Raw genomic sequence first — 25,397 nt, 5'->3', positions numbered from 1 at the left:
CCGGTGGCATATGCCGTACGGCAGATGCCGCATCAGGCAGGAGCACGCCAGATTGGCCCATCGGGTGATCGTCCGCGTGGACAGGCCTTGGCCGGGGTTGAGGTGGAACCGGTTGCCCTCATGGTCGGTGAACACCGCGGGCCGGCCCCAGGGCTCCTCGGTCGGGGGGTGGACGAAGGCGACGCCTCGGGCGGTGAGCTCGTCGTAGGCGCGTGTGATGTCGGCCGCGGAGAAGAGGACGTGGCTCGTGACTCCTCCGCCTCCTGAAGGAGGCGGCTTCTCGCTAAGCCGCTTCCGCAGCCCGGCCGGCAGGTGAATCTACGATGTAAAGGCGCTGGGCGGGACCGCGGGGAGCCGGTACGGCTCGACCGAGACGCCCGCCTCCCGCAGCAGTTCGCCGAGCAGGGTGACGGCGCGGTCGGTGGTGAGGCGGCGGCCGGGGTCGCTCTGGAGGAGCGCCTCCAGGACGGGCCACAGGGGGCCGGCCTTCTCGGGGGGCCTCGGGCCGGACTTGATGCCGCTGAGGACTGTGATGACGTCGGCGCCGGTGAACGGGGGGTGGCCCTCGACCGCGAAATAGAGCGAGGCACCGAAGGACCACAGGTCGGCCGCGGCGGTCGGGGTCTCGGCGGCGAAGCTCTCAGGGGCGATGTAGGCCGGGGCGGGGCGTACGGCTGCGGCCGGGGAGAGGCCGTCGCGGCCGAGGCCGGCCAGGCCGAAGTCCGACAGGACGACGCGGTTGCCGGTGAGCAGGATGGTGGTCGGGCTGACGGCCTGGTGGAACACTCCCAGACCGTGGGCGTGGCGCAGGGCGCCGAGGAGTTGGAAGCCGATCCAGGCGGTCCAGCGCGGCGGCAGGGGCCCCACGTGGAGGACGGTGTCGCGCAGGGAGAGCCCCTCGATGAGCTCGGTCACGATCCACAGGCGCCCGCCCTCCTCGACCAGGTCGTGCACCGTGATGATCGCCGGATGGCTGAGCCGCCCGGCCGAACGGGCCTCCCGCAGCGCCTGTCTGCGGGCCTCGCGCGGCCCGGCGCCGCCCGCGGCGGACGAGGTGCGGATCTCCTTGATCGCCACGTCGCGCCGCAGCCGGAGGTCGTAGGCCCGCCAGACCTGCTCGCCGCCCCGGTTGAGTTGCGACTTCACCTGGTAGCGCTCTCCCACGAGCGGTGCGCTGTCCACGCTCTGGCCTCCACCCACAACGAATCCGGGGCCCATTCCGTCACCGGCTGGGATTCCTGTCAAACCGGCGATCGCCCGACGCGGCGCGTGCCGCTGGGACCTGCATCGCCTCCACAGGCGTTTTACCTCTCCGCCGGCCCGGCGGCGAGGACGTCCCTTACATCCTGCCTCAAGATCAGTGGCGAGTGTTCCCGTATCGGGTTAAATCTTCCCAGGGGTTACCGCAGCTCTCCTTCGCTTCGTGGTGGTGTGTCCTGGAGTCGTCATGGGAGTCCGATGCCCGGAGCACCGGGCCGGTCGCGGGCCCTCGGCCGAGGGGGACGATCCTGGATTGGATGGTTCAGTCATCCAATCCAGGGCGAATTGCCGTTCCGTCAATCCCGGAGCGAGGAACAAGGCGCAATCCGGGCGGGTTCGGGGAAGATAAGTTGGCAGAGGGACCGTCCCCCATACGGAGGTAGTGCACATGGCGACCAAGGACACGGGCGGCCAGAAGCAGACAGGCCGGCGCGAGAACGAGGTAGAGGAGACCGAGACCCAGGCGTCCCCTGAGGTTCAGGAGCGCCACGAGAAACTCTCCGAAGACGTCGACTCCATTCTTGACGAAATCGACGAGGTCCTCGAAGAGAACGCCGAGGAGTTCGTTCGTTCATATGTGCAGAAGGGTGGCCAGTAGACCGGCCGCCCCCGAGGAGCCGGTTGATCGGAGGGCCGGTCCGGCCGAGGCCGCCGGACCGGCCCTCCGCGCTCTGAGGCGTGCGCCGTACCACGGGCGCCGCGGCCGGTTCCGTCCCGTCCGCCCCGGCCACCGGTGAAGACCGTCGGCCGGGGCGGGTTCACGCGTAGCTGATCGAGGGAAGTGCAAGCAGCACGGCAACATGAGTAGGGTCGGCCGTATAGGACGTACTGTTTTGGAGGGAGTCGCGTGGCACCGCACAGGGACCTGCCCGCCGGCTTGACGAACCACCTTTTCCATAACACGGGGAGCCCCTCGTTCACCGAGTTCGTCGGGACCTACGCGCCCGGGCTGCTGCCCGGCCGCCATGCCCCGGCCACCCCGATCGGCGACCAGATCCCGCACGCCACCACGATCGTCGCGGCCACCTGCGAGGGCGGTGTGGTGATGGCCGGCGACCGTCGGGCGACCTCGGGCAACCAGATCTCGCAGCGCGACATGGAGAAGGTCTTCCGGGCCGACGACCACTCCTGCATGGGCATCGCCGGAGCCGCGAGCATCGGCATCGAGATGGCCCGCCTCTACCGGGTGGAGCTGGAGCACTACGAGAAGCTGGAAGGGCGCACGCTCTCGGTCGCGGGCAAGGCCAACCGCCTGGCGGCGATGATCCGCGGCAACCTTCCCATGGCCATGCAGGGGATGGTGGTGGTACCGCTCTTCGCCGCCTACGACGAGGTGTCGGGCGCCGGCCGCATCTTCAGCTACGACGTGGGCGGCGGGCCGTACGAGCAGCAGCGGTTCCACACCATCGGCTCGGGATCGATCTTCGCCAGGGGCGCGCTCAAGAAGCTCTACCGGGAGGGCTCCTCGCCCGACGACACCGTACTCACGTGCCTGCAGGCGCTCTACGACGCCGCCGACGACGACTCTGCCACCGCGGGCCCCGATGTCACCCGCGAGATCTGGCCCGTCGTGGCGATCGTCACCGCCGACGGGTTCCGACGACTGCCCGACGGGGAGGTCGCGGGCCACGTCCGGACGCTGCTCGACGGGCGTATGAACGCCCCCGACGGCCCCGCCGCCGATCTGCGCTAGCCTGCCCGCACTCCACCACGAGAGGAACACACACCGGTGTCCATGCCCTTTGGATATGCCTCGCCTGAGCAGATCATGCGGGACAAGGCGGATTACGCGCGTAAGGGCATCGCGCGTGGCCGCAGCGTGGTCGTGCTGCAGTACGAGCACGGCATCTTGTTCGTCGCCCCCAACCCGTCCAGGGCGTTGCACAAGATCAGTGAGATCTACGACCGCATCGGGTTCGCTGCGGTCGGCCGATACAACGAGTTCGAGGCACTGCGGCTCGCCGGCATCCGCTACGCCGACATCAACGGCTACACCTACGACCGGGGCGACGTGACGGCCCGCGGCCTCGCCAACGTCTACGCGCAGAACCTCGGCCAGATCTTCACCGAGTCGGTCAAGTCCTTCGAGGTCGAGATCGTGGTCGCCGAGGTGGGCGAGACGCCCGAGTCCGACCAGATCTACCGCCTCACCTTCGACGGGTCGGTCTTCGACGAGCACGGCACCTCGGCGATGGGCGGGCAGGCCGAGGCCGTGAGCGGGCGCCTCAAGGAGCGCTACCGCGAGGGCATGCCCCTCGCCGAGGCGCTGTCGGCGGCCCTGTTCGCGCTGACCGAGCCGGGCGGGGACCAGCCGCCCGCCACGCAGCTTGAGGTGGCGGTGCTCGACCGCAACCGGCCGCACCGCAAGTTCCAGCGGCTCACCGGGGCGCGCCTGACGGCGCTGCTCGCCGAGGGCGAGGCCGCGGCCCCCGCCGCGGAGGGCGAGCAGGAGGGCCCGGCCGAGCCGGACAAGCCCGCGGAATCCGGTAAGCCGGCGGAATCCGGCAAGCCCGCCGCAGGGAAGACCGGCAACGGCAAGACCGCGAACGGCAGATCCGCGAAGGGCAAGGACGACAAGGCACCCCCGACCGCTCCCGAGGGCGAGATCGACACCGGTTCTGGCGATTGACCGAGGCCGGGCCGGGGTTGACGCGGATCATGTGACCCACATCACCTGATCCGCGTCAACCCCGGCCCCGCCAGGGTCGTCTTATCCGGATGTGAAGACTTCCACTCTTACCCGCCGTGCCGCCCTCACCGCCGCGGCCGCGGCCGTCTCCCTCGCGACCGTGGCGGGGCTCGCGCCCGCCGCCGTCGCCACCCCCATCCCCAACCTCCCCGAGCCCGCGCCGTACGGCAGGAGCTTCCAGAGCGACCCCGGCCACGACTTCACCAAGGGCATCAAACCCCGCCGCGACAGCGTCCTGCGAGGCTGGTTCACGGTCTACAGAGCCGGGACCGCGGAGTACGTCCCCGTCAGGTACAAGCGGGGCAAGCACGTCGACAGCTTCGTCGCTCCCCCCGAAGGCGATGTGACGGCCTACGCGGCCCCGATCGCCCGCAACGTCGTCTTCCTCAGCGCTTACGGGTGCGACATGACGAAGACGACGATGGACAAGCGCGGCGTCGGCACCAAGCGCTGCTCCCGCGCCGAGCTCCTCAAGCGCATCGCCAAGGGGCAGAAGCAGCCTTCGCTGATCTGGACGGTGAAGGGCAGGATCGTGAAGGTCGCCGAGATCTTCACCTCCTGAGCGATCCCTGAGTGATCCCTGGGCGGGCTCTGAGTGATCCCTGAGCGGGCCCTGGCCCGATCCTGATCGGTCGCGACCGGGCCCGCCGAGGCGCGGGCCCGTGATCGCGCACAAAACGCCGGGTAAGATCTCTCCCCCGCAGCCTCCGCACCACATAGTGTGTTGTGATGGATCGTCGCATCTTCGGGCTGGAGAACGAGTACGGCGTCACGTGCACGTTTCGGGGACAGCGAAGACTGTCTCCTGACGAGGTGGCGCGTTACCTGTTCCGGCGAGTGGTGTCCTGGGGTCGGTCGAGCAACGTCTTCCTACGCAACGGCGCGCGTCTCTATCTCGACGTGGGCAGCCATCCTGAATACGCCACACCCGAGTGCGACAACGTCGTGGAGCTGGTGACCCACGACAAGGCGGGTGAGCGCATCCTTGAGGGCCTTCTCGTCGATGCCGAGAAGCGGCTCCGCGAAGAGGGCATCGCCGGTGACATCTACCTCTTCAAGAACAACACCGACTCGGCGGGCAACTCCTACGGCTGCCACGAGAACTACCTCGTCGGCAGGCACGGGGAGTTCGGACGGCTCGCCGACGTGCTCATCCCCTTCCTGGTCACACGGCAGATCATCTGCGGCGCGGGCAAGGTGCTCCAGACGCCGCGCGGCGCGGTGTACTGCGTGAGCCAGCGGGCCGAGCACATCTGGGAGGGCGTGTCCTCGGCCACGACCCGCAGCAGGCCGATCATCAACACCCGCGACGAGCCGCACGCCGACGCCGAGCGGTTCCGGCGGCTGCACGTGATCGTCGGCGACTCCAACATGAGCGAGGCGACCATGCTGCTCAAGGTCGGCGCCACCGACCTCGTGCTCCGCATGATCGAGGCCGGCACCGTGATGCGCGACCTCAGCCTGGAGAACCCCATCCGGGCGATCCGCGAGGTCTCGCATGACATGACGGGCCGCAGGCGGGTGCGCCTGGCCAACGGGCGGGAGGCGTCCTCGCTGGAGATCCAGCAGGAATACCTCTCCAAGGCCAGGGACTTCGTGGAGCGGCGCGGCGGCGACGACGTGGCGCACCGCGTGCTGGAGCTGTGGGAGCGTACGTTGCGCGCGGTGGAGACCGGCGATCTGGACCTCGTCGCCCGCGAGATCGACTGGGTCACCAAATACCAGCTCATCGAGCGCTACCGGAAGAAGTACGATCTGCCGCTGTCGTCGCCGCGCGTGGCCCAGCTCGACCTGGCCTACCACGACGTGCACCGCCGGCGCGGCCTGTTCTACCTGCTCCAGCGCAAGGGAGCGGTCGAGCGGGTGGCCTCCGATCTGAAGATCTTCGAGGCCAAGTCCGTGCCGCCGCAGACGACGCGGGCCCGGCTGCGCGGCGAGTTCATCCGCAAGGCCCAGGAGAAGCGGCGCGACTTCACCGTCGACTGGGTGCACCTCAAACTCAACGACCAGGCGCAGCGCACCGTGCTGTGCAAGGACCCGTTCCGCAGTGTCGACGAGCGGGTGGAGAAGCTCATCGCGGGCATGTAGCCCGACGCCTCCGAGCGGGCGGGACCGGCCCCGTCCGCTCGGATTCCGGCGGCGCGCGGGCGGCTTTGAAAAGTCGGGTCAACTATCAGCATGGCAAGTGTTTGCTTAGCCCGGCCCTACACCGCACTCGGGTATGGTTGCGCGAACCTGCCGTCTTCCCCAGAGGAATCCAACTATGCGCCGCCCATTGGCCGTTCTCGCCGCCGTGCCATTGCTTTTCGCCGCCGCCTGCGGCACGGACAAGGGCACTGGAGCGGGCACCGCCACTAACGCGTCCTCGTCCGCCATCAAGGTCACCGGTGAGGCGGGTAAGCAGCCGCAGGTGACCTTCCCCGGCGGCAAACCGGCGACGACGTCGTCCGTCAACATGGTCAGCGAGGGGCAGGGCACACCCTTCAAGAAGGGCGACTCGGTCATCTCCAACCTCACCGTCTTCGATTGGGACGGCAAGAGCAACACCATGGCCGGCTCCACCTACAGCGCCAAGCCCGAGCTGATCAAGGTCGACGACAAGCTGCCCAAGGTGCTGTTCGACGCCTTCCACAAGGTCAAGCCCGGCGGCCGGTTCGTCGCGGTGGTCGCGCCCGGCGACAGCTACACCAAGCAGGATCTGGAGCAGGCCAAGCAGCAGGGCATCGACGTGAGCGTGCCCAAGGTCTTCGTGTTCGACCCGGTGAGCGTGGTGACGCCGAAGATCAGCGGCACCGCCGGCGACCCCGGGGTCAAGGGGATCACGTTGGAGAGCCCCGAGGGCGCCGCGCCCAAGCTGACCACCAAGACCGACGCCCCGGCGCCCAAGGAGCTCGTCAACAAGACCGTCATCGAGGGCAAGGGACCCAAGGTCGAAAAGGGGCAGACGGCTGTTGTGCAATACACCGGCAAGATCTGGGGCAGCGACCGCGAGTTCGACTCCAGTTGGAGCAAGGGCGGCGAGCCGGTCTCCTTCCCGATCGGCGTCGGCCAGGTGATCAAGGGCTGGGACCAGACGATCGTCGGCGCCAAGGTCGGCAGCCGCCTGCTGGTGTCCATCCCGCCGGACCTCGGCTACGGCAAGCAGGGGCAGCCCCAGGCGCAGATCAAGGGCACCGACACCCTGGTCTTCGTGGTGGACGTGCTCGGGGCCTACTGATCGGACCCGGCCCGGCACATCGACCCGATCTCCTGACCGGACACCCTGACCGCGCACCCTGACCCGATTCCGTGACCTCCTGAGCGCCTGGCCTGATCCGACCTGATCCGACCTGATTTCCTGGCCCGGTCTTCTGGCCTGGTCTTCTGGCCTGGCCTCCGGGTCTGACGTGCCGAATTGACTTTATCGATCTCACCGATCTGGCCGCCCAGCCGACCCGCTGGCGGCCATTTCGGCTGTTTCGGCTATTTCGGTCCTGCCGTTTCGGCCATTCTTGAAGATTCGCCCCTCCCGGCAATGCCGACGCGGTCCGTTATGCGGATCGACGACGGACATGTCGGGGCGGGTGATTCTGTTGTTATCAATCGCGAATAAAGTGCAATTTCATGTCGTTGAGGACCTTGAGACAGATGTCCTGATTGCTCCATGATCTTCATCATGGAGGCGACCAGGTTCCTCACGTTGGACGATGTCGCGCCGTTGGCCCGCGGCTGTGCCGTACTCGGCACGGGAGGGGGCGGTGACGTGCGCTCCGCCGCGCTCGCCGCCGGCCGGGCCATCCGCGAATACGGCGAGGTGCCTCTCGTCGGCCTCGACGACCTGGACGACGGCGACCTGATCCTCCCGCTGGGGAGCATCGGCGCCCCGACCGTCGGCCACGAGATGATCCACGGCGACGATGAGCCGGAACTCATCCGGCGGGAGGCCGAACGCCTCTTCGGGCGGGCCCCCGCGGCGGTCATGCCCTCCGAGATCGGGGGCGGCAACGGTGTCCACCCCGTCGCCTGGGCCGCCAGGCTCGGCCTGCCGCTGCTCGACGCCGACGGCATGGGCCGGGCCTTCCCCGAGGTCCAGATGGTCTCGATGTTCGTCGCGGGACTTCCCCCCACCCCGATCGTCATGGCCGACGTCGTCGGCAACGTGACCACCGTGCGGCCCGTCGACGGGCTGTGGGCCGAGCGGATCGCCCGCGCGGTGTGCGTCGCCGCCGGATCGAGCGCGCTGATGGCCGACTACATCCTGCCGGTCGGCGAGGCCCGCGGCGCGGTCATCGAAGGCACCGTCGGCCTCGCCCTCGCCCTGGGCCGCGCCGTCGAGCGCACCGCCGCCCCGCTGGCCGCACTGGCCGCGGAACTCGGCGCCAAGATCCTCGTCAACGGGAAGATCACCGATCTGAGGCGCGAGACCACCGGCGGATTCGCCCGGGGCACCGTCACGATCACCGGAGTCGGCGAGGACCGCGACCGCGCCCTCACCCTGGAGATCCAGAACGAGAACCTCGTCGCGACGGAGGACGGACGGGTCCTGGCGACCGTGCCCGACCTGATCGGCATCGTCGACACCCAGACCGCGTCGGCCGTACAGACCGAGGGGCTGCGCTACGGGCAGCGCGTCAGCGTGCTCGCTTGGCCGTGCGACCCGCTGTGGCGCACACCCCGCGGAATCGCGACCGCCGGACCCCGTGCTTTCGGCTACGACCTGGATTACATTCCCCTCGAGGACATCACGTGAGCGACGACGGCAGGGCAGGCTCCGCGCTGCGCGTGGGCATCGACGTCGGCGGCACCAACACCGACGCGGTGGTGCTCGACGCGGGCGACCGCATCGTGGCCAGGGCCAAGCGCCCCACCAGCCCCGACGTGACCGGCGGGCTGCGGGACGCGCTCGACGCCGTCCTCGCCGAGGTGGGAGAGCGGGGCCGCGAGGTGGGCCGGGTGATGCTCGGCACTACGCACGCCACCAACGCGATCCTGGAGCGGCGCTCGCTCGGCCGCGTCGCCGTCGTGCGCCTCGGCGCCCCGGCGACCCGGTCGATCCCGCCGCTCACCGGGTGGCCCGAGGACCTGCGGCACGCGGTGTCGGCCGGCGAGATCATCGTGGGCGGCGGCCACTTCGTGGACGGGCGCCCGATCGCGCCGCTGGAGCGTGCCGGGATCCGCCGCTTCCTCGCCGGGGTGGAGGCCGACGCGGTGGCGGTGACGGGGGTGTTCAGTCCGGCTAACCCCGACCAGGAACATGAGGTCGCCGAGATCGTCCGGGAGGAGCTCGGCGGCGGCACGCCGATCTCCCTCTCGCACGAGATCGGCTCGCTCGGGCTGGTGGAACGTGAGAACGCCGCCGTCCTCAACGCCGCGCTGTACGGCGTGGCCCGCGACGTGACCGGCGCGCTGCGCGACGCCCTGGCGGGCCGCGGCCTCGCCCCCGCCACCTACTTCACCCAGAACGACGGCACCCTCATGGCCGTGGACCACGCCGCCCGCTACCCGGTGCTGACCATCGGCTCGGGACCGGCCAACTCCCTGCGGGGCGCGGTGTTCCTGTCCGGCGTGCCGGACGCGGTCGTGGCGGACGTCGGCGGCACGTCCACCGACCTCGGCGTGCTCGTGGGCGGCTCCCCCCGGGAGTCGTCCGCCGCCGTCGACATCGGCGGGGTCACCACCGGCTTCCGCATGCCCGACATCCTGGCCATCGCGCTGGGCGGCGGCAGCGTCGTCCGCGACGGGGCCGTCGGCCCGCGCTCGGTGGGCCACCGCCTCACGCGCGAGGCCCTGGTGTTCGGCGGGCCGACGCCGACGATGACCGACGCCGCCGTCGCCGCGGGCCGCGGACGCGTGGGCACGCGCCCGGTCCCGGCGGGGGAGGACGTGGCGAGGCGCCTGGCGGCAGCCGTACGGCGTGCCGACGCGATGGTGGCCGACGCGGTGGACCGCGTGTTGTTCGGGCGGGCCGACCGGCCGCTGGTCGCGGTCGGCGGCGGGGCGTTCATCGTGCCCGGCGCGATCCCCGGCGTGGGAGAGGTCGTACGGCCCCGCGACGCCGACGTGGCCAACGCCGTGGGCGCGGCCGTCGCCCTGGCCGGAGGGCGGTTCGACACGATCGTCGGGGCTCGCGGGGACAGGGAGGCCGCCATCGAGCGGGCCGGGAGGGAGGCCGCGGACCGGGCGGTGGCCGCGGGCGCCGACCCGTCGAAAGTGGAGATCGTCGAGCTTGCCGAGGTGCCGCTCAGCTACCTCGAAGGGCCCGCCGTCCGTGTGCATGTGAAGGCGGTCGGCCCGCTGAAGTGATCAGTGACGGAAAGGAACCCCCCACCATGCGCTGGCAGAGATGCCTGCTCGCCGCCGGAACCGCCGCCGCCCTGGCCCTCGCCGCCGCATGCGGCGGCGGGCAGGTGCGCGGAGCGGGCGACCGCTCCTCGGCCCCCTCGGGGGCGGGCGGCGCCGCGCCGCCCGCGACCGGCACCACCTTCGTCTACGCCCCCAACCTGGACGTGGTCACCGACTGGGACCCCGCCAGCTCGTATTCCAACGAGATCGTGGCGATGCAGAACATCTACGAGTCGCTCACGAAGTACAACATCCGGACGCAGAAGGTCGAGCCGCGCCTGGCCACCGCGTGGGAGTCGTCCAAGGACGGCAAGACCTGGACGTTCACGCTGCGCGAGGGGGTGAGGTTCCACACCGGCAAGCCGCTCACCGCCGAGGCGGCCAAGGACGCGATCCAGCGCACCAAGGACAAGGGGGCCGGCGCGGCCTACATCTGGGACTCGATCAAGAAGATCAAGGCCAAGGACGACCTCACGCTGGAGTTCAAGCTTAAATATCCGGCGCCGCTCGACCTGCTGGCCTCCGCGGACTTCGCGGCCTACATCTACGACACGGCGGCGGCGGGGTCGGGCGACCTGGAGAAGTGGTTCGCCGAGGGCAGGGACGCCGGCACCGGCCCCTACACGGTCGACTCCTGGCAGAAGGGCAAGGAGGTCGAGCTCAGCCTCACGGCGTTCGACGGCTACTGGGGCGGGTGGCAGGGCGCCAAGTTCACGCGGGTCGAGTTCCGCGTCACGCCCGAGCTGACCACCGCGGCCCAGCTCGTGCAGCGCGGCGAGGTGAGCTTCGTGCCGCGCCTCAACCCGCAGCTCTTCGCCCAGGCCGCCGCCCAGGGCGCGCAGACCACCCAGGCGCCGTCGTTCCAGAACCTCCTCGCGCTGTTCAACACCGAGAGCGGCCCTCTGAAGGACGAACGGCTGCGCAAGGCCGTGCAGCAGGCCATCGACTACGACGGCCTGGTCGCCGCGCTCAAGGGCGCGGGGGTGGCCGCCAGCGGCCTGGTGCCGCAGGGGCTGTTCGGCCATGTGGCCGGACGCACGCCCAAGCAGGACCTGGCCGGGGCCGAGGCGCTGCTGAAGGAGGCCGGGCACGGGCCCGGCGGCAAGCCGCTCACGCTCACCATGACCTACGCGCAGGGGGACGCCGACCAGCAGCTCCTGGCCACCCTCCTCAGCTCCACCCTCAGCACCCTCAACGTGAAGCTCGAGGCCGAGCCGCTCCAGTGGACCACCCAGTGGGACCGGGGCAAGTCCGCCGACACCGGCAAGCGGCAGGACATCTTCGTCATGTACTGGTACCCGGACTACGCCGACGCCTACTCGTGGTTCGCCAACGTGTTCCGCAGCTCCGACACGCCGTCGTTCAACCTCACCTACCTGAAGGACGACACGTTCGACGAGGCCGTTGACAAGCTCAACGAACTGGCGGCGGTGGACAAGGAGGCGGCGCTCACGTCGTACGCCGACCTGCAGACCCGGCTCATCGACGAGCTGGCCGCGGTGGCGGTGCCGTACGTCATGAACTACCAGCGGGTGCTGGCCGGGGGTATCGGCGGCTACGTGGACAACCCCGCCTACCCGAACGTGGTGTTCGTCTACGATCTGACGCCCGGCGCGTAATCCCGTGCTGCGCTATCTGACCCGCCGGCTCGGCCAGGCGGTCCTGGTCGTGGCCGGCGTGGTCACCCTTACCTTCACCGTCATGCGGCTGGTTCCCGGCGACCCCGCGGTGGCGTTCGCCGGCCCCCGGGCGACCCCCGCCGAGCTGGCGGCGGCGCGGGAGAGGTTCGGGCTGGACGACCCGCTGTGGACGCAGCTCTGGAACTACGCCCGCGACCTGGCCGGCGGCGACTGGGGCACCAGCCTGCACACCAGGCAGCCGGTCGCGCGGGATCTGACGCTGGCCTTCCCCGCGTCCCTGGAGCTCGTGGGCGCGGCACTGGTGGTGGCCGTCGCGGCGGGGGTGCCGCTCGGGGTGCTCGCCGCGAGGTTCAAGGCCGGGCTGCCGGACCTGTCCGTACGGTTCACCTCGATGCTGGCCGTGTCGGTGCCGGTGTTCTGGCTCGCGCTCGTCGTGCAGACGGTGTTCGCCGGAAACCTCGGATGGTTCCCCGTCGCCGGGGAGTACGACAGCTCGCTCGACCGCACCAGTCCGCTGACCGTCTACACCGACATCACGATCGTGGACGCGCTCATCACCGGCAACTGGCCTGTTTTCACCAGCACACTGTGGCACCTGGCGCTGCCGGCGCTTGTCGTCGCGGCCTACCCGGCCGGGGTGATCGCGCAGATGACGCGGGCGGCGCTCATCGAGGAGAGCGGGCAGGACCATGTACGGCTTTCGCGGGCCCTCGGGTTCGGGCGCACCGCCGTACTCGTCCGGTTCGCGCTGCGGCCCGCCGCCGGGCCGGTGCTGTCGCTGATCGCGCTGGTGTTCGCCTATGCGATCGTCAACGGGTTCCTGGTCGAGGCCGTGTTCAACTGGCCGGGGCTCGGACGCTACGCGGCCGCGTCGATCCGGTCGCTCGACACCCCGGCCATCGCCGGGGTGACGCTGCTGGTGGCGCTGCTGTACGTCGGGTCCAACCTCCTGGTCGACCTCGTGCAGGGCGTGCTCGACCCCAGGGTGAGGACGCGGTGACGGCGAGCCCCGAACCGGCCGGACCCGCCGAACCGGCCGGACCCGCCGAACCGGCCGGACTCGCCGGGCTCGCCGGACCCACCGGGCTCGGTCGGCGGCCGGCGCGTCCGCTGCGGCTTTTGCTGCGGCGTTTGCTGCGTACGGCCCGCGCCGATGTCCTCGCCGCCGCAGGGGCGGTCCTGCTGCTGGCGATCGTGGCCTGCGCGCTGCTCGCGCCGTGGATCGCGCCCTACCCCGAGGACGGCGGCACGGCCACCCACCCCACCGAGGCGCTGCTGCCGCCGAGCGCCGACCACTGGTTCGGCACCGACCAGGTCGGCAGGGACATCCTCAGCCGGGTGCTGTTCGGCGCGCGGACCTCGCTGTTCATCGCGGTGGCCGTGCTGGGCCTGGCCGCGGCGGCGGGCGTCACCCTGGGTGTGGTCGCCGGCTACGCGGGCGGCTGGATACGCGACGTGATCATGCGGGTCACCGACGTGTTCCTGGCGTTCCCCGCGCTGCTGCTGTCGCTGGCCCTGGCCGTCGTGCTCCAGCCGAGCGTCACCACCGTCGTGGTCGCCCTGGCGGCGACCTGGTGGCCGTGGTACGCCAGGCTGACGGCCTCGGTCGCCCAGTCGGTGGCCACCCGCGGCTACGTGGACGCCGCCCGCTGCCTCGGCGTGCCCGCGCCGCTGATCGTGTTCCGGCACGTGCTGCCGAACTCCGCCACCCCGGTGGCCGTCCAGCTCTCCCTGGACGCCGGCGGGGTGATCCTCACATCCGCCGCCCTGTCCTACCTCGGCATCGGCGTGCACGATCCGACCGCCGAGTGGGGGCTCATGGTCCAGCAGGGCCAGACGCTGTTCACGACCGACTGGTGGGTGGTGACCTTCCCCGGCCTGGCGATCCTTGTGACGGCGTTCGCCTTCAATGTGCTCGGCGAGGGCCTGCGCCAGGCCCTGGACCCGAGGGGGGCGACCCGGTGATCGAGATCCGTGACCTCGTGGTGCGCGCCGGAGGCCGGGTGATCTCCAGTGTCCCGGAGCTCGACCTCGCCGCCGGGCGCTGCACGGCCCTGGTGGGGGAGAGCGGCTCGGGCAAGACCACCGCGCTGCTCGCCACCCTCGGCCTCGTCGAGGGCGCCGAGGTCACCGGCAGGGTCACCGTGTGCGGCACCGAGGTCCTCACTGCCTCCGAACGTGCTCTGCGGGACCTGCGGGGAGCCAAGGCCGCCCTCGTCATGCAGAGCCCGCAGGCGGCCCTCAACCCCGTCATGCGCCTCGGCACGCTCATGCGCCGCGCCCTCGCCCGCCACGGCGTGAAAGGCGCCGCGGCGCGGGCCCGCGCGCACGAGGCGGTCTCCGCCGTGCTGCTCGACCCCGCCGTCCTGCGGCGCTACCCCCACCAGGTGTCGGGCGGGCAGGCGCAGCGGTTCGCCCTCGCGCTGGCCCTCGCGCTCGGCGCCGACGTCATCGCCGCCGACGAGCCGACCAGCGCGCTCGACGTCACCGTCCAGGCCGAGGTGGTCGCCGTGCTGCGCCGCCTGCGCGACGAGCGCGGCCTGGCCCTGCTGCTGGTGTCCCACGACCTCGCCCTCGTCTCCACCGTCGCCGACGACGTCGTCGTCATGAAGGACGGGCGGGTCGTGGAGAGCGGCCCCACCGCCCGCGTGCTCACCGAGCCTGCCCACCCCTACACGCGCGACCTCGTCGCGGCCGTCCCGCGGCTCAAGGAAGTGGAGCTGTGACCACCCCGAGCACCCCGCCCGCCCCGCCCGCCCCGCCCGTCTCGACCTCGCCCCCCGTGCTCGCGGCCGACGGCGTCACGCTCGCCTACGGGCCCGTCCCCGTCGTCCACGGCGTGTCGCTCGCCGTCGACGGCGGAGGCACCGGCCTCATCGGCGAGAGCGGCTCGGGCAAGACCACCCTCGCACGCGCCCTGCTCGGCCTCCTGCGCCCCCGCTCCGGCCGCGTCCTGTACGGCGGAGCCGACCTGGCCGGGCTGCCCCGCCGCCGGCGGGCCGAGTTCCGCGCCGCCGTACAGCCGGTCTTCCAGGACGGCAGCGAAGCCCTCGACCCGCGCATGAGCATCGGCGCCTCCATCGCCGAAGGCCTCACCGCGCACCACCGCCTCGCCGCCTCCGCGCGGCGGGCCAGGGTCGCCGAACTGATGGCCGACGTCGGGCTGGAGCCGGGCCTCGCCACCCGCCGCCCCCACCGGCTCTCCGGCGGGCAGCGGCAGCGGGCCGTGATCGCGAGGGCCCTCGCCGTACGGCCTCGCGTGCTCGTGCTGGACGAGCCGACCAGCGCGCTCGACGTCACCGTGCAGGCCAGGATCCTCGACCTGCTGGAGGGGCTGCGGGCCGGACACGGACTCGGCTACCTGCTCATCACGCACAACCTCGCCGTGGTCGACCGGCTGTGCCGTACCTCGCACGTGATGTTCGCCGGGCGGGTCGTGGAGAGCGGCCCGACGGGCGACCTGCTGGCGCGGCCGGCGCACCCCTACACGCTGGCGCTGCGCGACGCGGTGCCGCGCATCGGCGGCCCGCCGCCCGCCGCCGGAGGCCGCACCGAGATCGCGCCCGCCGGCAGCGGATGCCCGTTCCGGCTGCGCTGCCCCCTCGCCGACGACACCTGCCGCGAGCTCGCCCCCGACCCGCGCCCGCTGCTCGGACGCACGGTGGCCTGCCACCGGGCGGAGGAGGTCCTCGACGGTGCCGTACGACGGTGACCTGCCGCGCACCCCGCCCGGCCGGGGCGGGACGGGCGATGGTCCGCGCGCCGCGCGCAGGCGTGACCGCCCAGGCGTATCCACACCGAGGGTACGGTCCGGGGCTATGACGACGATCGGGGTTGACGTCGGCGGCACCTTCACCGACCTGGTGTCGCGCGACACCGACACAGGACAGATCACCGTGGCCAAGCGGCCCACGACCCCGGCGGCGCCCGAACTCGGGGTGCTGGCCGCCGTGGACGCCGCCGTACCGCCCGAGTCCCTGGCGCGCTGCGCCTACTTCGTCCACGGCACCACCGTGGGCCTCAACGCGCTCCTGGAGCGACGCGGGGCCACGGTCGGCCTCATCACCACCGAGGGGTTCCGCGACGTCCTGGAGATCCGCCGCGGCGACAGAGACGACCCCTACGACCTGTTCTGGACGCCCCCGCCGCCGCTCGTGCCGCGGCGGCTGCGCCGGGAGGTCGCCGAGCGGGTGGCGGCGGACGGGACGGTGGTGCGGGAACTCGACCCCGAGGGCGTACGGCGGGCCGCCGCCGTCTTCGCCGCCGAGGGCGTGGACGCGGTGGCCGTGGTGCTCATCAACGCCTACGCCAACGCGGCGCACGAACGCGCGGTGCCGGCGGCGCTGCGCGACGCCGGCTTCGCGGGGGAGGTGTCGCTGTCGCACGAGGTGTCCGGGGAATACCGCGAGTACGAGCGCACCACCACGACCGTCGTGGACGCCTTCGTACGCCACCGCATGGGCCCCTACCTCCGCAACCTCGACCGCGGGCTGCGGGCGCGCGGGTTCACCGGCAGACTGCTCGTCACGCGCTCGGGCGGCGGCGCGCTGACACTGGAGGAGGCCGCCGCCCGCCCCTTCGAGACCATCCTGTCCGGCCCGGTCGCCGGCGCCGCCGCCACCGCGCGCCTGGCCTCCTCGCTCGGCCGGTCCACCGCCATCGCGGCCGACGTCGGCGGCACCAGCTTCGACACCGCCCTCATCGAGGACGGCGTCCTGCCGCTGCTGTTCCAAGGGGAGGTCGGCGGCCTGCCCCTGCAGAGCCCGTGGGTCGACGTCCGCTCCGTCGGCGCGGGCGGCGGCTCGGTCGCCTACGTGGACGCGGGCGGGCTGCTGCGGGTGGGGCCGCGCAGCGCGGGAGCCGTACCGGGGCCCGCGTGCTACGGGCGCGGCGGCACCGAGCCGACGGTCACCGACGCCGCGCTCCACCTCGGCCTCATCCCGCCCGGTCCCCTCGCCGGAGGCATCGACCTGGACCGGGACCTCGCCACCGCGGCCCTCGCGCCCCTGGCCGCCCCCTGCGGGCTGCCCGGCGCCGACGCCGTCGCCGAGGGCGTCATGCGCATCGCAGCGGCCCACATGGCTCACGCCGTACGCGGGGTCACCGTGGAGCGCGGCGTGGACCCGCGGCGGGCGGTCCTCGTGGCCTTCGGCGGCGCGGGGCCGCTGTTCGGGTGCCTGCTCGCGGGCGAACTCGGCGCCTCGGCCGTCGTCGTGCCGGCGAACGCCGGCACCTTCTCCGCCGTCGGCCTCGTCCAGGCCGACCTGGTGCGCGGCGCGGCCCGCACCCTGGTGCGGCCTCTGACCGACGCCGCGCTCGCGGAGGCCCTCACCCTCGCCGGCGCCCTGTTCACCCGCCTGTTCACCCGCCTGGCCGGGCGCGGGGGCGGGGGCGAGCCGGCGGACGCCGTACGGGAGATCGACCTCGATCTGCGCCACCTGGGGCAGGAGCACACGCTGGCGGTGCGCGTGGAGCCGGGCGACACCGCGGGCGGCGTGCGCGCGAGGTTCACCGCGCGGTACCGCCGTGCCTACGGCCACGACATGCCTGGGCCCCTGGAGATCGTGACCGTGCGGGCCACCGTGCGGGCCGGGCTCCCGGGCGGGCCCGCCCCCCTGCCCGCCCCTGCCGCCGCCGGGGCGCCGGGGGAGCGACGCGACATCGACCTGTGGTCGTTTCACCGCAAACGATTCGTGCCCTCCCGGGCCGTGCCCCGCGCCGCCCTCACCCAGGCGACGCCGGGGCCGCTCGTGGTGGTCGAACCCACCTCCACCACCTACGTCGACGCCGGTTTCACCGTGGCCCCCCACGAGTGCGGGACGCTGCTCGTCACCAGGGAGGAAAAGACCTTGTGAACCCCGTGAACCCCGTGAACTCTGGGAGCTCTGGGAGCTCTGGGAATGGTGGGGGCGTGGTGAGGACCGCCTTCGCCGCGGCCGGCCCCGCGCCCGGCGCCGACGCCGACCCGATCACCACCGAGATCGTGCGGCAGGGGCTCAACGCCGCCGCCGACCACATGAAGCGCGCCCTCACCCGCACCGCGTTCTCGCCGATCATCTACGAGGCCCTGGACTTCGCCGTGGCCTTCTACGACACCGATATGTGCATGCTGGCCCAGGCGCCCACCCTGCCCGCCTTCATGGGCACCCTGGGCTTCTGCGTGCGCGCCGCCGTCGAGGGCGTCGGCGGGCCCGGCTCCCTCGCCCCCGGCGACGTGATCCTCTACAACGACCCGTACGGCACGGGCTCCCATCCGCAGGACGCCGCCATGGTCGTCCCGGTCTTCGCCGGCGGAGAGCTGACCGCCTACTCGGTGATCAAAGCGCACTGGCTGGACATCGGCGGCAAGGACCCCTACTCCACCGACACGCTCGACGTCTACCAGGAAGGCACGATCTTTCCCGGCGTCAAGCTGTACGACGCCGGACGCCTCGTGGGCGACATCTACCGCATGATCCTCGCCAACAGCCGCATGGCGGACATGGTCATCGGCGACATCAACGCGATGGTCGCCGGCGCCCGGGCCGGGGGAGAGGCCCTGGCGGCGATCGTCGACCGGTACGGCAAAGCCGAGTTCACCGCGTGCGTCGCCCGCATGTACGCCCACGGCGAGGCCCTGGTGCGCGACTGGTTCGCCGCCCTCCCCGACGGCGTGTACACCGCGAGCGGGGCCATCGACTCCGACGGCGTCAGCGGCGTGCCCGTGCCGTTCTCGGTGAAGGTCACCGTCGAGGGCACCCGGATCGAGGTGGACCTCACCGACTGCCCCGACCAGACCCCCGGCCCGATCAACTGCCCGCTGCCCTCCACCGTGGCGGCCTGCCGTCTCGCGGTCGCCTTCCTCGCCGGGGCGGGCGAACAGCCCAACGAGGGCCACTTCCGCCCGCTCGACGTCCTCACCCGCCCCGGGTCGCTGTTCCACCCTCGGCGCCCCGCCCCCTGCTTCATGTACGGCATCCCCGCCGACCACGCGATCGAGCTCGTCCTGGCCGCGCTGGCGGAAGCCGTACCGGACGTGCCGGCCGCCAGCGGCGGCGACATCAACGCCCTGGTGTGGTGGGGGGAGCGCGAGGCCACCGGCACGCCGTGGACCGACGGCGCGCCGCATCCCGTCGGGCAGGGCGCCTCGCCGCGCGGCGACGGGGCCGGCGCCCTCATGTACCTCTCTCAGTCGGCCACCCGCCTCACCCCGGCGGAGGTGTGGGAGGCGCGCAACCCGTGGCGGATCGAGAGAATGGCCCTGGCGGAGGACTCCGGCGGGCCGGGCACCCACCGGGGCGGGCCGGGGCTGGACCTGTCGTTCCGCTGCCTGGAGGACCACTACCTGACCAGCGCCCTGGCCCGCACGCGGACCGCCCCGTGGGGGCGTGCGGGAGGGCACGCGGGGAGGCCGGGCGGCCTCACCGTGGAGCACCCCGACGGCACCGTCGAGGAGCACGCGCTGCGTACCCGCATTCCCTTGGCCAAGGATGCCGTCGTACACTTGCGCACCGGCTCGGGTGGCGGATTCGGCCCCCCGAGCGGGCGAGACCCGCAGGCGGTCCAGGCCGACCTGCGCGAGGGTTACATCACCGAGGAGCACGCGCGTCGCCATTACCCGCACGCGCTTTGACCCCCCCGGGGGCCGCACTGTGGCGGGGCGGCCCCCGGGGGGCTCCCCACGGCGCTCATCCGCCCGCGGCGCTTATTCCGCGCTCATCCCGCGCTCATCCCGCGCCATCGGCCCGCAGCGCTCATCCCACGCCGCTCAGAGGGCCTGCCGGGGGCCCCAAGGGAGCCGGTGGGGGCTCGCCGGGGGCTCAGGCGAGCAGCGACGCCGCGTGCCTGCCCGCCGCCGCGGCCGTGAGGAACGCCGCGGCGTCCTTGTCCATCCCGCGGCCCATCGTGGACAGCCGCACGGGAGAGGCGGCCAGCGCCTCCTCCAGGCCCTCCACGCCGACCTCGACGAGCTCGTGCCGCTCGCCCAGGGCGGCGGCCTGCGCCCGCAGGCGGGCGCCGAACGCGCCGGGCAGCAGCGGCACCACCACCTGCGCCCGGGCCAGGGCGACCCGCCCGTAGGCGGTCAGCGAATGGTGCGAGACCCCGACGTGCCGCTCACGCTGATCTCCCTCGCTGACCCGCAGGGAGGCCACGGGGCGCCCGCCGAGCACCGACACGGCGTTGACCGCCTCGCCCGCCGACACCCCCGAGAACCCCCACCGGGTGCCGGTGCCGAGGTTGCCCGGCCCCTGCGCCACGATCGCGACATCGGCCCCGAGCACGTGCCTGGCCGCCAGCAGCCCCGTGTGCAGGGTGACGGTCTCCAGGTCGCCGCCGAACGCCTGCCCGGTCGTCACCGTGCCGCACAGCCACCCCGCGTCGCGCAGCGCCGCGGCCGACATCGAGAACCACGCGGGCAGCGCGCCGCCGTCGGGCATCACATAGGCCGTCCGGGTGCCGGGGCGCGCCGCGAGCAGCCCCGCCAGGATCGCCGGCACCGCCGAGTGGAGATCGGCGACCACCACCGGCATCCCGGTGAGCGTGTCCGCCTCGCGCAGCGTCTCGTGATGGGGCGAACCCTGCTCGTCCGCTCCGAGCACGGTTGCCTGCAATGGGGTGTAACGTGCTTTCACGAGGTGCCCGGGGCCGATCGGATCTTCGGGCAGCCGGCCGGGGATGGCCACCACCATGGCATACCCTCCGGTGCCGAGACCCATCGCCAAGGCGGTGGTGTTGAGGAGCACCTCGTCGCCCGGTTCCGGGCGTCCCACCAGCGGCGGATAGGCCAGTGCCCGGCATCCGCCCTCCTGGAGGGCGACGTCCAGTTCCATCGCGCCCGGCCACTCGCGCCGGACCCGTTCGACCGTTCCCTTGCGCCATCTGATCACGTGGGGAAGGGTAGCGTTCCTCCGCCGATCCCCACGGAGGAAATCGCGAGGCGGGCCCGCCGGGGAGCGGCGCGTCCGACAGCACAAGGAGGTAGGCCCGGATGTCGCGCCGCAAGACCGAGCGGTTGCTCAACCTCGTCATCTGCCTGCTCGCCACCCGCAGGCCGCTGCCGGCCGAGCAGATCCGCCAGGCGGTGCCCGGCTACGACAGGGACAGCGACGAGGCTTTCCAGCGCATGTTCGAGCGCGACAAGAACGAGCTGCGCGAGATCGGCATCCCCATCGAGGTCCATCGCGACGCATGGGAGGACGAGCCGGGCTACCGCATCGCCCCCGAGGCCTACGAGCTGCCCGAGATCACGCTGGAGCCCGACGAGGCCGCGGTGCTGGGCCTGGCCGCCCGGGTGTGGCAGCGGGCCAGCCTGGCCGAGGCAGCCAGCGGCGCGCTGCTCAAACTGCGGGCCGGCGGGGTCGCCGCCGACGAGCCCGCCCTCGGCGGGGGAGCCCTCGAACTCCGCGTCGACACCCGCGACCCGTCCTTCCCCGCCCTGTGGGAGGCGGTCCGCGACCGCCGGGCCGTCCGCTTCGGCTACCGCGTGGCCGCCGGCCCCTCCGCGGCGACCCGCACCGTCGAGCCCTGGGGCGTCGTCTCCCGCCGTGGCAAGTGGTATCTCGTCGGGCACGACCGCGACCGGGCCGCGCAGCGGGTGTTCCGCCTCAGCCGCATCATCGGCGAGGTCGCCACCGTGGGTCGCCCCGGCGTCGTCCGGGTGCCCGAGGGCGTCGACCTGCGAGCCCTGGTCAGCCCGTGGGAGGAGCGCCAGGCCGAGCGCCTCGCCACGGTCGCCGTGCGCAGGGGCGCCTGCCAGGGCCTGCGCCAGCTCGCCCGGGCCGTCCGCGAGGGCGGCGACTGGGACGAGGCCGACCTCGCCTTCGTCGACACGGGCCGCCTGGCCGCCTGGATGGCGAGCCTCGGCCCCGACGTCCGCGTCCTCACCCCGCCCGACGCCCGCGACGCCGTCATCGCCGTCCTCAAGGGCGCCCACGAAGCCAACGCGCAAGGGAGTGACCATGAGTTTGGAGCGAGCCCGACGCAGTGAGCGGAGTGGGCGGTTGAGGGACGAGGCCGGCCGCGTAGCGAATGAGGAGTGGTGAGCGACCATGAGCACAGCTGACAGATTGCCCAGGCTGCTCGCGCTCGTGCCGTACCTGATGTCGCATCAGGGGGCGCGGGTGGACGAGGTGGCCGAGGTGTTCGGGCTCAGCGAGAAGCAGCTCATCGACGATCTCCAGCTCGTCTGGATGTGCGGGCTGCCGGGGCACACGCCGGGCGACCTGATCGACGTGTCGTGGGACGGCGGCGAGATCCTGATCGACAACGCCGAGACGATCGCGAGGCCGCTGCGGCTCGGCATAGACGAGGCGAGCGCCCTGCTCGTGGCGCTGCGGCTGCTGAACGAGCTGCCGCTCGGCGAGTCGCCGGAGGGCGGGCAGCGCGACGCGCTCACCCGGGTGATCGCGAAGCTGGAGCGCGCCGCGGGCGAGGGCGCCGCGGCGGTGAGCAGCCAGGTGGCGGTGGAGATGGACGTCGCCCCGGACGCCTTGGCCACGGTGAACGACGCGCTGCGGCGCGGCAGGCGGCTGTCGCTGCGCTACTACGCCCCGGGGCGCGACGAGGTGACGAGCCGCGAGGTCGATCCGCTGCGGATCGCGGTGGTGGACGGCCGGTCGTATCTGTCGGGGTGGTGCTATCGGGCCGAGGCCGTACGGCTGTTCCGGTTGGACCGCATCCAGCACGTCGAGGCGTTGGACGTGGCGGCGGCCCCTCCGGAGGGGGCCGAGCCGACCGATGTCACCGACGGGGTGTTCAAGCCGTCGCCGACCGATGAGCTGGCGGAGCTGGAGCTGGCCCCGGCGGGGCGCTGGGTCGCGGAGTACTACCCGTGTGAGAGCGTCGAGGAGCTCGGCGAGGGCCGCCTGCGGGTGGCGCTGCGCGCCCGGGACACGGACTGGCTGCTGCGGCTGGCGCTGCGCCTCGGCGAGACGGGCCGCATCATCGCGCCCGCCCGCCTCGCCGCCATGGCGCGGGACCGGGCGGCGCTCGCCCTGGCGCACTACGAGGAGGCCGGGCAGCGGTAGGGTCGGGCGCCATGACGTGGATTCTCGTGGCGGCCGGCCTTGTGGGACTCGCAGTGATCGCCGTCCCGGCGGTCCGGGTCGCGCTCGCGGCGCGCGGTCTCGCCAAGGAAATCGAGCGGTCCCGCGCCCTCCTCGCCCCCAGGCAGGCTCTTCTCAGGGAAAAGATCGGTGCGAACCACCCCACGGACGGATGAGTCTGCTCGCCTGGGCGCGTACCATCGGCTCTGAGACCTGCATGCCGCTCGGACGAAGGAAAGATCATGCCTGTAGGACCCACCGAACTCATCATCATCGGGCTCATCATCGTGCTGCTGTTCGGGGCCAAGAGGCTGCCTGACACCGCCCGCGCCATCGGCCGTTCGCTGCGCATCTTCAAGTCGGAGACCACCAAGCTGCGCGACGACGACGACTCGTCCCCCAAGCCCCAGACCGCCCAGCCCGCCTCGGAGTCGGCGCCGCTCACCGGCCAGGTGCTCACCGAGGGCGACCGCATCCGCAAGCTCGAGGAGGAGAACGCGAGGCTTCGCGCCGCCCAGAGCACGCCCGCGCCGCACGACGTGAACCGCGGCTAGGCCGCGCCCCCTCTCCGCCCCCAGCCCGACTCGCCGAACCAGGACACCGATGGCGCTGCTCAAGCGGTCCAAGTCATCAGAGAAAGCCGATTCCGAAGGACGCATGCCGCTCATCGAGCATCTTCGTGAGCTGCGCACGCGCCTTGTGCTCGCCATTCTCGCCGTCGTGGTGGGCACCATCGTGGGGTTCACGCTGTACGACCCCATTTGGGCACTTCTATCTGAGCCTTACTGCAGCCTGCCCAACGCGAACGAGCTTGGGTCCTGTTTCGCCAACAGGGGCGTGTTCGCCCCGTTCTTCGTCGCGCTCAAGGTCGCGGCGATCTTCGGCCTGGTGGTCTCGTCGCCGTTCTGGCTCTACCAGGTCTGGGCCTTCGTCACGCCGGGGCTCTACCGCAACGAGCGGAAATACACGATCAGCTTCCTGGCCATCGCCGTCCCGCTGTTCGCGGCCGGCGCGGCCCTCGCCTACTTCGTCCTCGACAAGGGCCTGGCGCTGCTCCTCTCCTTCGTGCCGGCCAACTCCGCCACGCTGATGGAGCCGACCGAGTACCTCGACTACGCCCTGGTCATGCTGATCGTGTTCGGTGTCTCGTTCGAGCTTCCGCTGCTGATGGTCTTCCTCAACCTCATCGGGGTGCTCAAGCAGGCCACGGTGAAGAAGCACCGGCGCATGATCATCTTCGCGATGTTCGTCTTCGGGGCCGTCGCGACCCCCGGCAGCGACCCCATCGCGATGATCGCGCTGGCGGTCCCCATGGTGGCGCTGTTCGGCCTGGCCGAGCTGATCATGTACCTGCGGGAGCGCAGACTCCCGGCGGGAGAGGACTACTCGAACCTGTCCGACGACGAGGCGTCCGAGCTCGCCGACGAGGACAGGCCTTTCGACCAGGAGACCTCCGACCCGCCCACGTCGGGGAGATAGCCCATTACCGGTGAGATCGCCCTGCTGGTCAACCCCGCGGCCAGGGGCGGGCGCACCCGGCGCCACGTCGGACGCGTCGTCGAACGGCTCCGCCGCGGCGGCCTCCAGGTCTCCCTGATCGTCGGGCGCTCCGCCGCCGACACCCTCCAACGGGCCCGTACGGCCGCAGCCGCCCGACCCGACGCGCTCGTCGCCTTCGGCGGCGACGGCATGGTCCACCTGGCCGTCCAGGCCGTCGCCGGCACCGGCGTCCCCCTCGGCGTCATCCCCGCCGGCACCGGCAACGACTTCGCCGCCGCCCTCGGCCTGCCCCTGCCCCGCCTCGGCGACGGCGGCGCCTCCCTCCTGCGGGCGGCGAGCATCGTGCTCGCCGGCCGCGCCAGGCGGGTGGACGCGGCCAGGGTCGGCCCCGGCACCTGGTTCGCCGGGGTGGTGGCCTGCGGGTTCGACTCGCGCGTCAACGAACGCGCCAACGGCCTCACCTGGCCGCCCGGCACGGCCAGGTATCTCCGCGCCCTCGGCCAGGAGTTGCGCTCGTTCCGCCCGATCCCCTTCACGATGGTGCTCGACGGCGAACGCGTCGAGCAGGAGGCCGTGCTGGTCGCGGTCGCCAACACCGGCTCCTACGGCGCCGGCATGCGGATCTCGCCCCACGCCCGCCCCGACGACGGGCTCCTCGACGTCGTGGTGGTCGGTGCGGTCTCCCGCGGCGAACTGCTGAAGACCTTCCCCCGCGTCTACCGGGGCACCCACCTCGCCCATCCGGCGGTCGCCGTACACCGGGTCCGGGAGGCGGTCCTGGACGCCCCGGGCGTGATCGTCTACGCCGACGGGGAACGCGTCGGCCCCGCCCCGGTGACCTGCCGGGTGGAGCCGGGGGCCCTGCGGGTGATCTGCCCCGGCTGACCGCCGCTCCCGGGGGCCGGATCGGCCGCGGAGCGGGGGCTTTACCGTACGGTGAAGATCGGGCCCGATCGGACCGAC

Annotated in this window: 23 protein-coding genes and 1 pseudogene; 21 read left to right on the top strand and 3 right to left on the bottom strand. The window is 72.3% G+C overall.

Going from position 1 to position 25,397, the window contains the following annotated elements; genetic code table 11:
* Positions 1–114: 114 nt before the first annotated feature.
* Together BLQ73_RS35135 and BLQ73_RS25785 are read right to left on the bottom strand one after the other, a co-directional pair.
* Positions 115–300 (bottom strand): annotated as a pseudogene (locus tag BLQ73_RS35135) (VOC family protein); the annotation flags it as partial.
* An 18-nt stretch (positions 301–318) separates the two neighbouring features.
* A complete protein-coding gene (locus tag BLQ73_RS25785) occupies positions 319–1,182 on the bottom strand; it encodes a serine/threonine-protein kinase (protein WP_245691413.1) in 864 nt (287 codons plus the stop codon).
* 466 nt (positions 1,183–1,648) lie between these two features.
* Between BLQ73_RS25785 and BLQ73_RS25780 the strand changes: the two genes are divergently transcribed.
* The 15 genes from BLQ73_RS25780 (at position 1,649) to BLQ73_RS25710 (ending at position 19,522) form a co-directional block, all read left to right on the top strand.
* Positions 1,649–1,858, top strand: a complete 210-nt coding sequence (locus BLQ73_RS25780) for a ubiquitin-like protein Pup (protein ID WP_093174285.1) — start codon at positions 1,649–1,651, stop codon at positions 1,856–1,858.
* 249 nt (positions 1,859–2,107) lie between these two features.
* Positions 2,108–2,953 (top strand): proteasome subunit beta, encoded by an 846-nt coding sequence (prcB, locus tag BLQ73_RS25775; RefSeq protein ID WP_093174283.1) that lies wholly within the window; start codon positions 2,108–2,110, stop codon positions 2,951–2,953.
* A gap of 42 nt (positions 2,954–2,995) precedes the next feature.
* A complete protein-coding gene (gene prcA / locus BLQ73_RS25770) occupies positions 2,996–3,889 on the top strand; it encodes a proteasome subunit alpha (RefSeq protein ID WP_176955682.1) in 894 nt (297 codons plus the stop codon).
* 91 nt (positions 3,890–3,980) lie between these two features.
* The gene (locus BLQ73_RS25765; RefSeq protein WP_093174279.1) at positions 3,981–4,511 is read left to right on the top strand and encodes a hypothetical protein; all 531 of its coding nucleotides are present in this window, start codon (positions 3,981–3,983) and stop codon (positions 4,509–4,511) included.
* Between the two features lie 167 nt (positions 4,512–4,678).
* Complete coding sequence (gene pafA / locus BLQ73_RS25760; protein ID WP_093174277.1) at positions 4,679–6,037, top strand: Pup--protein ligase; 1,359 nt, start codon at positions 4,679–4,681, stop codon at positions 6,035–6,037.
* A gap of 175 nt (positions 6,038–6,212) precedes the next feature.
* Positions 6,213–7,166 carry an FKBP-type peptidyl-prolyl cis-trans isomerase gene (locus BLQ73_RS25755; protein ID WP_176955680.1) on the top strand — a complete coding sequence of 318 codons (954 nt, stop codon included), beginning with the start codon at positions 6,213–6,215 and terminating at the stop codon, positions 7,164–7,166.
* A 438-nt stretch (positions 7,167–7,604) separates the two neighbouring features.
* Positions 7,605–8,678: an S-methyl thiohydantoin desulfurase family protein gene (locus tag BLQ73_RS25750; RefSeq protein ID WP_093174318.1), complete on the top strand. Its 1,074-nt coding sequence runs from the start codon at positions 7,605–7,607 to the stop codon at positions 8,676–8,678.
* The gene (locus BLQ73_RS25745; protein WP_093174273.1) at positions 8,675–10,231 is read left to right on the top strand and encodes a hydantoinase/oxoprolinase N-terminal domain-containing protein; all 1,557 of its coding nucleotides are present in this window, start codon (positions 8,675–8,677) and stop codon (positions 10,229–10,231) included. The genes BLQ73_RS25750 and BLQ73_RS25745 overlap by 4 nt, the downstream gene beginning before the upstream one ends.
* 26 nt (positions 10,232–10,257) lie before the next feature.
* Positions 10,258–11,889, top strand: a complete 1,632-nt coding sequence (locus BLQ73_RS25740; protein ID WP_093174316.1) for an ABC transporter substrate-binding protein — start codon at positions 10,258–10,260, stop codon at positions 11,887–11,889.
* Positions 11,890–11,893: 4 nt separating this feature from the next.
* Entirely contained in the window at positions 11,894–12,910 is a 1,017-nt protein-coding gene (locus BLQ73_RS25735; RefSeq protein ID WP_093174271.1) for an ABC transporter permease, read from the top strand.
* Positions 12,907–13,875, top strand: a complete 969-nt coding sequence (locus BLQ73_RS25730) for an ABC transporter permease (protein ID WP_245691411.1) — start codon at positions 12,907–12,909, stop codon at positions 13,873–13,875. The genes BLQ73_RS25735 and BLQ73_RS25730 overlap by 4 nt, the downstream gene beginning before the upstream one ends.
* The gene (locus BLQ73_RS25725) at positions 13,872–14,636 is read left to right on the top strand and encodes an ATP-binding cassette domain-containing protein (RefSeq protein WP_093174269.1); all 765 of its coding nucleotides are present in this window, start codon (positions 13,872–13,874) and stop codon (positions 14,634–14,636) included. The genes BLQ73_RS25730 and BLQ73_RS25725 overlap by 4 nt, the downstream gene beginning before the upstream one ends.
* A complete protein-coding gene (locus BLQ73_RS25720; protein ID WP_093174267.1) occupies positions 14,633–15,622 on the top strand; it encodes an ABC transporter ATP-binding protein in 990 nt (329 codons plus the stop codon). The genes BLQ73_RS25725 and BLQ73_RS25720 overlap by 4 nt, the downstream gene beginning before the upstream one ends.
* A gap of 106 nt (positions 15,623–15,728) precedes the next feature.
* Positions 15,729–17,765 carry a hydantoinase/oxoprolinase family protein gene (locus tag BLQ73_RS25715; protein ID WP_093174265.1) on the top strand — a complete coding sequence of 679 codons (2,037 nt, stop codon included), beginning with the start codon at positions 15,729–15,731 and terminating at the stop codon, positions 17,763–17,765.
* A 56-nt stretch (positions 17,766–17,821) separates the two neighbouring features.
* Positions 17,822–19,522 carry a hydantoinase B/oxoprolinase family protein gene (locus BLQ73_RS25710; RefSeq protein ID WP_093174263.1) on the top strand — a complete coding sequence of 567 codons (1,701 nt, stop codon included), beginning with the start codon at positions 17,822–17,824 and terminating at the stop codon, positions 19,520–19,522.
* A gap of 187 nt (positions 19,523–19,709) precedes the next feature.
* Here BLQ73_RS25710 and BLQ73_RS25705 read toward each other — a convergent pair whose 3' ends face one another.
* A complete protein-coding gene (locus BLQ73_RS25705; protein ID WP_093174261.1) occupies positions 19,710–20,777 on the bottom strand; it encodes a DUF3866 family protein in 1,068 nt (355 codons plus the stop codon).
* A 101-nt stretch (positions 20,778–20,878) separates the two neighbouring features.
* Between BLQ73_RS25705 and BLQ73_RS25700 the strand changes: the two genes are divergently transcribed.
* The 6 genes from BLQ73_RS25700 to BLQ73_RS25675 all read left to right on the top strand — a co-directional run bounded on the left by BLQ73_RS25700 (position 20,879) and on the right by BLQ73_RS25675 (position 25,319).
* Positions 20,879–21,877 (top strand): helix-turn-helix transcriptional regulator, encoded by a 999-nt coding sequence (locus BLQ73_RS25700; RefSeq protein ID WP_093174259.1) that lies wholly within the window; start codon positions 20,879–20,881, stop codon positions 21,875–21,877.
* Positions 21,878–21,938: 61 nt separating this feature from the next.
* Complete coding sequence (locus BLQ73_RS25695) at positions 21,939–22,916, top strand: helix-turn-helix transcriptional regulator (RefSeq protein ID WP_093174257.1); 978 nt, start codon at positions 21,939–21,941, stop codon at positions 22,914–22,916.
* Between the two features lie 11 nt (positions 22,917–22,927).
* The gene (locus tag BLQ73_RS25690; protein WP_093174255.1) at positions 22,928–23,110 is read left to right on the top strand and encodes a hypothetical protein; all 183 of its coding nucleotides are present in this window, start codon (positions 22,928–22,930) and stop codon (positions 23,108–23,110) included.
* 66 nt (positions 23,111–23,176) lie between these two features.
* Positions 23,177–23,488, top strand: coding sequence for a Sec-independent protein translocase subunit TatA (tatA, locus tag BLQ73_RS25685; RefSeq protein WP_093174254.1), 312 nt, complete (start codon positions 23,177–23,179; stop codon positions 23,486–23,488).
* 103 nt (positions 23,489–23,591) lie between these two features.
* The gene (gene tatC / locus BLQ73_RS25680) at positions 23,592–24,413 is read left to right on the top strand and encodes a twin-arginine translocase subunit TatC (RefSeq protein ID WP_245691409.1); all 822 of its coding nucleotides are present in this window, start codon (positions 23,592–23,594) and stop codon (positions 24,411–24,413) included.
* Between the two features lie 3 nt (positions 24,414–24,416).
* A complete protein-coding gene (locus tag BLQ73_RS25675) occupies positions 24,417–25,319 on the top strand; it encodes a diacylglycerol/lipid kinase family protein (RefSeq protein WP_093174250.1) in 903 nt (300 codons plus the stop codon).
* Positions 25,320–25,397 lie beyond the last annotated feature (78 nt).

It is taken from the genome of Sinosporangium album (assembly GCF_900100605.1).
Lineage (GTDB): Bacteria > Actinomycetota > Actinomycetes > Streptosporangiales > Streptosporangiaceae > Sinosporangium > Sinosporangium album.
Note: the sequence above shows the minus strand (reverse complement) of the source record. Positions and strands in the feature narration are given on the sequence as shown.